Genomic DNA, 6854 nt, shown 5'->3' with positions numbered 1-6854 from the left:
GTCCAGATTTAAATCCAATAGAAAATATGTGGTCACGAGTCAAGGCGATTCGAACTAAGTTTAGAGTTAAAGATATTGATAAATTATTTAAAGATTACTGTAATGATTTATTTGGTATTTAGCTATATCTGGGCTTTTTTCATTTCTGTTTGCCTGTTGGCGCATCTGTTTATTTTGGTGCATTTTGCAGGCAAAGCGCATTTTCTGCACCTGAAAGTTTCAGGCCTCTTTTGATTCTTTGCCAAACTTCCCGAATTAGCAGTATTACCAGTTATATAAATCGTATTACTGTTTTGGCATAGCCTTTGCATTTCTACATACATCATAAAGTGATCTAGGGTTCCGATACATCTTCATGTATGACCGCGACCGAGAGTTCACGGCTTCGTTTTAATTCAAAGCAAAGCTGCACGGAGGGATAAAAGCCCGGGAGGTAAACAGTTAAGAATTAGGCAGAGGCTGCAATGAGCACAACACATTATCATGAAGATAAAGCACTATGGACTGAACTTTTACCGGGTGGGCACCACTGGTCAGCGCGTATTCAGCGTGGCGCAGTATTACAGCTTAAATCGCTAGGGCAAAATGCCAATGTGTCGCTGTACTGTGTAAATAGTGAAGATAAGCTTGAACGTTACAACATGCCAGATAGTCTTAAGGGGCAGCACACGGCTTATTTAAGTACAGGTCATATTTTGGCGTCGGATTTAGGCCGTGCCATGATCTCGATAATCAAAGATGATCACGCTTGGAATGATGCTTTTTGTGCACCAAGTACGGCATCGCAAATTGAAAACCAATTCGGCAACAAAACTTTCCAAGATGCCCGTAATGATATGTACCGTAATGGCAAAGATAGCTTATTGCTTGAAATGACCAAGTTTGGCTTATCTGTAACTGACCTCAGCAGTACCTTAAATTTATTCTCTAAAGTTCAACCTGATGACAATGGCAACTTAAGTTATGTTGCATCGGACAATACAAATCAAGTCATTGAACTGCGCTTTGAAATGGATTGTTTGGTCTTTTTATCTAGTGCACCACATGGATTATCTCAAGCAGAAGAATATAACCCTGCTGATGTACAACTAAGTTTATTTAAGGCGTTGCCTTTGGCAGACACCGATGTTTGCCGTGATTCTTGCCCGCAAAATCAACGTGCTTTTCAAAATAATAAACGCTATTACGCTTTAACGGCTTGAGGGGAATGATCATGACTGCACTTGTCAACCTAGAAAAATCAGTGCTCAGTGAAGTATGTCCTGCCGGTGAAGCGTGGATGTGCGAAGTCAAAAAAGGGCAATATTTCCGGATCGTTGACCTCGAAGGCAATCAAGCGGTGGATACCTTGTTTATCTCGAGCCAAAACCCTGAAGAACGCTATAGCGCTACGGATACCTTAGCCATTAACCAACAGATTTATTTAGAAAAAGGCACAGCGCTATTCACTAACTTTGGCAACAAAATTGCCACCATCCATGACGATAACTGTGGCCGTCATGACACCTTAGGCGGTGCATGTTCATGTGAAAGCAACACTGTTCGCTATGCACATGACAAATTTCCAATGCACAGTTGCCGTAATAATTTCATGATAGCGTTGTCACAACATCCGATTGCAAAAAAACATGGCTTAAACGTGCGCCATATCGGCCCAAATATTAACTTCTTTATGAATGTGCCTGTGACCGCTGAGGGACATTTGAAATTTGATGACGGTATTTCTGCACCGGGAAAATATGTAGAGATTAAAGCCGAAATGGATTTGATCGTATTGATCTCAAACTGCCCACAACTGAATAACCCATGTAATGCCTATAACCCAACAAAAATTCAATTGATCATTCGTGAAGGCGAGGAGTAATACCATGTTTAATAAAGTCCTCATTGCCAACCGTGGTGCAATCGCTTGCCGTGTGATTCGTACACTCAAAAAACTAGGCATTCAATCCGTTGCCGTGTATTCCGAAGCAGACCGTGATTCTTTGCATGTGACCTTAGCCGATGAAGCGGTATTTATTGGCGATAGTCCTGCCAGCCAAAGTTATTTAAATGTCGATAAAATTTTAGAAGTCGCAAAACAAACAGGTGCAGAAGCGATTCATCCGGGTTATGGTTTCTTATCTGAAAATGCTGAATTTTGTGATCTGTGTGAAGCGCAAGGCATTGTATTTTTAGGGCCAAATTCGGCGCAAATGAAATCCTTTGGCTTAAAACATACGGCACGAGAACTTGCGATTCAAGCTAATGTGCCTCTCCTTCCGGGCAGTCAATTATTGGCAGATGAAGCCGAAGCACTGCTTGAAGCCAATCGTATTGGTTATCCTGTGATGCTGAAAAGTACCGCAGGCGGTGGCGGTATCGGCATGCGTTTGGTGTGGAATGAAGAAGAGCTGAAAGATGCTTATTCTACGGTTTCATATCTTGCCCAAGCCAACTTTAAAGATGCAGGCTTGTACCTCGAAAAATTCGTACAAAATGCCCGTCATATCGAAGTGCAGATTTTTGGTAATGGCAATGGCTTAGTTTTAGCACTCGGTGAGCGTGATTGTTCGGTGCAGCGCCGAAACCAAAAAGTGATTGAGGAAACCCCAGCACCGCATATCAATGATGAACAACGTGCCTATATTCAATCGGTTGCGATTGGGTTGATGCAGTCGGTGAATTACCGTTCGGCAGGCACAGTAGAATTTGTGATGGATACCGACACACAAGAATTCTACTTTTTAGAAGTAAATACTCGCCTGCAAGTTGAACATGGCGTGACGGAGCAAGTCTTTGGTGTAGATCTTGTGGAATGGATGGTGACTCTCGGTAGTGGGGATTGGATTGCACCAACAGAACAACTTGAATCGAAAGGTCATTCAATTCAAGTGCGTTTATATGCCGAAGATCCAATCAAAAACTTCCAGCCAAGTGCCGGTTTACTGACACATGTTGTGTTTGATCCTAATGCCCGTAATGAAACGTGGGTGGAAACGGGTTCAAATGTATCGTCATTCTATGACCCGATGATTGCGAAAATTATTGTGACTTCGGACGATCGTGACTCTGCAATTGCTGCCATGACCGAAACACTTGCCAAAACATCGGTTGCAGGCATCGAAACCAATCTTGAATATCTACAAAATATTATCGACTGCGATGTATTTAAAGCCGGTACGCAAACCACACGTTTCTTAAATACATTCGAGTGGAAAACTCAAAAAATTGAAGTGTTGCAATCAGGCATTCAAACTTCTGTGCAAGATGTGACAGGTCGTTTGGGGTACTGGGATGTCGGTGTGCCACCATCAGGTGCCATTGATCCACTATCACTGAATGTCGCAAACCAGTTACTTGGTAATGCCTATAACACTGCAGGCTTAGAATGTACGCTACAAGGTCCGACTTTAAAATTCCATTGTGACAGCCAAATCGTGCTTGCCGGGGGCGATATGCCATCAACACTAGATGGCGCTCAAGTTCCGATGTGGCAGAACGTGAATGTGCGTAAAGGTCAGGTGCTCAAATGTGGCAAAATTGCGACAGGTTGCCGTACCTATATTGGTATTAAAGGCGGTTTAAATGTACCTGAATATCTCGGCTCACAAGCAACCTTCACCTTGGGTCAGTTTGGTGGTCATGCAGGGCGTAACTTACTGATTGGTGATATGTTACCAATCACGGGATTTAGCTCTGATGAAGTGAAAACGCTTGCCCCTGAACAAGTGCCGTCATTCAGCCATGAATGGGAAATTGCGGTGATGTACGGCCCGCATGGTGCACCAGACTTCTTTACTAAAAAAGACATTGATACCTTCTTTGCCAATACTTTTGAGATTCACTTTAACTCAAGCCGTACAGGTATTCGTTTGATTGGTCCAAAACCTGAATGGGCACGTGAGGATGGCGGTGAAGCCGGTTTGCATCCATCAAATATTCATGACAATGCATACGCGATTGGTGCGATTGATTTCACGGGCGATATGCCGATTATTCTCGGTCCAGATGGTCCAAGTTTAGGAGGCTTTGTTTGTCCTGCCGTGGTGATTAATTCTGAGCTTTGGAAGCTTGGTCAATTGAAAGCAGGAGACAAAGTCAGATTTATACCTGTGAGTTATCATCAAGCTAAGCTCTTAAATGAAAAATATCATGCGCAATTAGAAGCATCTGATACGCAGGTTGTGGCATTTGATGAGTCATTTTATCCTGAACTTTCCACCTTAAAAAATGCGGTGCTTGATACTTTAAAAGGTCAGAATGGCTTGCCAGATGTGGTGTATCGTCCTGCGGGCAACAACTACATGTTGGTGGAATATGGTGAGTTGGTTTTAGATTTAAACCTACGTTTCCGTATTCATGCACTCATGCAATGGGTTGAAAAGCAAAATATCACAGGAATTATTGATCTCACACCGGGGATTCGTTCACTGCAAATTCATTTTGATTCGATCAAGCTTGATCAATTGGATTTATTGCGTTTACTACAAGTCGCGGAAGCTGAACTGCCTGATGTGACCCAAATGCAAGTACCGTCACGGACTGTGTATTTACCACTCGCTTGGGAGGATTCACAAACCCAGCTAGCGACAGAGCGTTATATGCAAACGGTACGTCCAGATGCACCATGGTGTCCTGACAATATTGAGTTTATCCGTCGTATTAATGGTTTAAAAGACAAACAAGCGGTCAAAGATGTGGTATATGACGCGAGTTATTTGGTCATGGGTTTGGGCGATGTGTATTTAGGTGCACCTGTGGCAACACCGCTTGATCCTCGCCAGCGTTTAGTGACGACGAAATACAACCCTGCACGGACATGGACGCCTGAAAATGCTGTCGGTATTGGCGGTGCGTATATGTGTGTTTATGGTATGGAAGGTCCGGGAGGCTATCAGTTTGTGGGTCGTACTACGCAAATGTGGTCTCGTTATCGTAAAAACCCTGATTTTGAACAAGGTATGCCTTGGTTACTACGCTTCTTTGACCAAATTAAATTCTATGAAGTGTCTGAAACTGAACTCATGCAAATGCGTGAGGACTTTAAAGCAGGTCGCTTAAAACTTCGTATTGAAGAAGGCGTGCTGAACTTAAAAGAGTACAACGACTTCCTAACTGAAAACCAAGCATCCATTTCTGCATTTAAGTCTGTGCAACAGGCTAACTTTGATGCAGAACGTCGTCGCTGGCATGAGGCAGGACTTGCAGAATATGTCTCTGAAAGCCTTGATGCTGTGGATGATGGTGAACGGGTTGACGTACCTGAAGGGGGCTGTGCTGTGGAATCGCATATGCCGGGAAGTATTTGGAAAATTGAATGTCAATCAGGTGATATTGTGGAAGAAGGTGCAACGCTTGCCGTGATTGAAGCGATGAAGATTGAGATTCCAATTATTGCGCCTGAACGGATGAAAGTTGAAACGATTACCATTGAAAAAGGGCAAACGGTGAAAACGGGGCAGGTGTTGTTTACGTTGGCGCCAGTGGCATAAAAAATCCTCACTAACCCTCCTTTAAAAAAGGAGGCAATTTTAAGACCGTCCGTGAGGGCGGTTTTTTATTTGCAGTGTTTACTCGATTAAATTATGATATAGCTTATAGTCTATATTTTGGTTGTGCTATGTAGACAGTATTGACCACAGATGTATTTAACGAATGGCTTGCTCAGCAAGATGATTCGACACAAGAAAAGGTCTTGGCAGCTTTAGTTGTGTTGCAATCACAAGGACCAAGCTTAGGTCGACCTTTGGTGGACACTGTATATGATTCTAAATATACCAATATGAAAGAACTTCGTGTGCAACACCGTGGCAAACCGATTCGAGCTTTCTTTGCTTTTGATCCGTTAAGACAAGCGATTGTGTTATGCATTGGTGATAAAAGCGGTAAAAAGCGTTTTTATACAGAAATGCTGGCAATTGCAGATGAGCAATACACTTTGCATTTAAAGAGTTTAGGAGATTCCTAACATGGCAAAAAGTTTACAAGAGTTATTGGCAGCTCGCTCTGCTGAAAGCCAAGCTCGTATTCAGCAAATGGCAGAAGAACTGATGCTTGAACAGCATCTTCACATGATTCGTGAAGAGTTGGAAATTTCTCAAAAAGAATTAGCAGAAACTTTAGGGATTAAACAGCCTTCGCTTTCTGCAATCGAAAACCGTGGTAATGATTTAAAAATATCAACCATGAAAAAATATGTAGAAGCAATGGGTGGGAAACTTCGTATTGATGTCGAATTACCTACAGGTAAACATATTGGATTTAATGTTTAATTAAAAAAGACCGCTTAGGCGGTCTTTTTCTAATTTGAATTACACTTTTCAATATGTTTGAAAATTCGGATGCATAGATCCTTTGCTTTTGGTGTCATTTCCCAATCAGGATTTTCATCAAAATATTTGATGATTTCACGACAAAAATCTAGTTTATATTTAATGGTTCCTACACCTGTACCATCGGCAAAAGCAGTTTTTTCAGCAGAAGTTCTTGGATTTCGTATTTGATCATCCAATAATTTTCCTATGCCATAATCTTTATGATCAAAATAATCTAATGAATTAATTCCCTCTAGCTTTTCGATATTAAATCCTTGAGAGGTCTTCCTTTTCATATTACTGAACTTTTTCTGAGCTACACGAAGAATAGAATCTTTAGGTAAAGTATTTTCTGTTTCTTTACAGTCCAAAATAATTAAATTTTCTTTATTTAATTCCTTTCTTAAGAACTTTATTTTTTCAGAATTTTTTTGTAAGTTGACAAAAATAACTAATCATGCGAAAAGGTTTTTTTAGTTAACAGATGTTCACACATGCCTCGGATTGTTTCTGTACCACTTAGTTTAGAACAGCGAGAACGACTCATTTTTCTGGCCA

At 41.6% G+C, this 6854-nt stretch carries 6 protein-coding genes, 1 pseudogene and 1 riboswitch; of the genes and pseudogenes, 6 read left to right on the top strand and 1 reads right to left on the bottom strand.

The window, feature by feature from the left end; translation table 11 throughout:
- Positions 1-323: 323 nt before the first annotated feature.
- A riboswitch (guanidine-I (ykkC/yxkD leader) is annotated at positions 324-435 on the top strand.
- Between the two features lie 29 nt (positions 436-464).
- From FTU38_RS16215 to FTU38_RS16195, 5 genes are all read left to right on the top strand, one after another.
- Positions 465-1202: an urea amidolyase associated protein UAAP1 gene (locus FTU38_RS16215; RefSeq protein ID WP_180005509.1), complete on the top strand. Its 738-nt coding sequence runs from the start codon at positions 465-467 to the stop codon at positions 1200-1202.
- Between the two features lie 11 nt (positions 1203-1213).
- The gene (locus FTU38_RS16210; RefSeq protein ID WP_180005510.1) at positions 1214-1864 is read left to right on the top strand and encodes an urea amidolyase associated protein UAAP2; all 651 of its coding nucleotides are present in this window, start codon (positions 1214-1216) and stop codon (positions 1862-1864) included.
- A 4-nt stretch (positions 1865-1868) separates the two neighbouring features.
- Positions 1869-5474, top strand: a complete 3606-nt coding sequence (gene uca, locus FTU38_RS16205; RefSeq protein ID WP_180005511.1) for an urea carboxylase — start codon at positions 1869-1871, stop codon at positions 5472-5474.
- A gap of 140 nt (positions 5475-5614) precedes the next feature.
- Complete coding sequence (locus tag FTU38_RS16200; RefSeq protein WP_218954735.1) at positions 5615-5950, top strand: type II toxin-antitoxin system RelE/ParE family toxin; 336 nt, start codon at positions 5615-5617, stop codon at positions 5948-5950.
- Between the two features lies 1 nt (position 5951).
- Positions 5952-6254, top strand: coding sequence for a helix-turn-helix domain-containing protein (locus FTU38_RS16195; protein ID WP_078190926.1), 303 nt, complete (start codon positions 5952-5954; stop codon positions 6252-6254).
- A 29-nt stretch (positions 6255-6283) separates the two neighbouring features.
- Here the strand turns inward: FTU38_RS16195 and FTU38_RS16190 are convergent, their stop codons facing one another.
- Positions 6284-6667: a hypothetical protein gene (locus FTU38_RS16190; protein ID WP_180111859.1), complete on the bottom strand. Its 384-nt coding sequence runs from the start codon at positions 6665-6667 to the stop codon at positions 6284-6286.
- Between the two features lie 123 nt (positions 6668-6790).
- Here FTU38_RS16190 and FTU38_RS16980 point away from each other — a divergent pair.
- Positions 6791-6854, top strand: a pseudogene (locus tag FTU38_RS16980) (helix-turn-helix domain-containing protein); the annotation flags it as partial.

Origin of the sequence: Acinetobacter sp. YH12098, from assembly GCF_013419235.1 — a bacterium.
Taxonomy (GTDB): Bacteria; Pseudomonadota; Gammaproteobacteria; order Pseudomonadales; family Moraxellaceae; genus Acinetobacter; species Acinetobacter amyesii.
This window is presented reverse-complemented; position numbering and strand designations above follow the sequence as displayed.

What these genes read in the sequence shown, in the direction of transcription:
- FTU38_RS16195 (WP_078190926.1), top strand. Translation starts at nt 5,952, where the DNA reads ATGGCAAAAAGTTTACAAGAGTTATTGGCAGCTCGCTCTGCTGAAAGC.
- FTU38_RS16210 (WP_180005510.1), top strand. Translation starts at nt 1,214, where the DNA reads ATGACTGCACTTGTCAACCTAGAAAAATCAGTGCTCAGTGAAGTATGT.
- FTU38_RS16215 (WP_180005509.1), top strand. Translation starts at nt 465, where the DNA reads ATGAGCACAACACATTATCATGAAGATAAAGCACTATGGACTGAACTT.
- uca (WP_180005511.1), top strand. Translation starts at nt 1,869, where the DNA reads ATGTTTAATAAAGTCCTCATTGCCAACCGTGGTGCAATCGCTTGCCGT.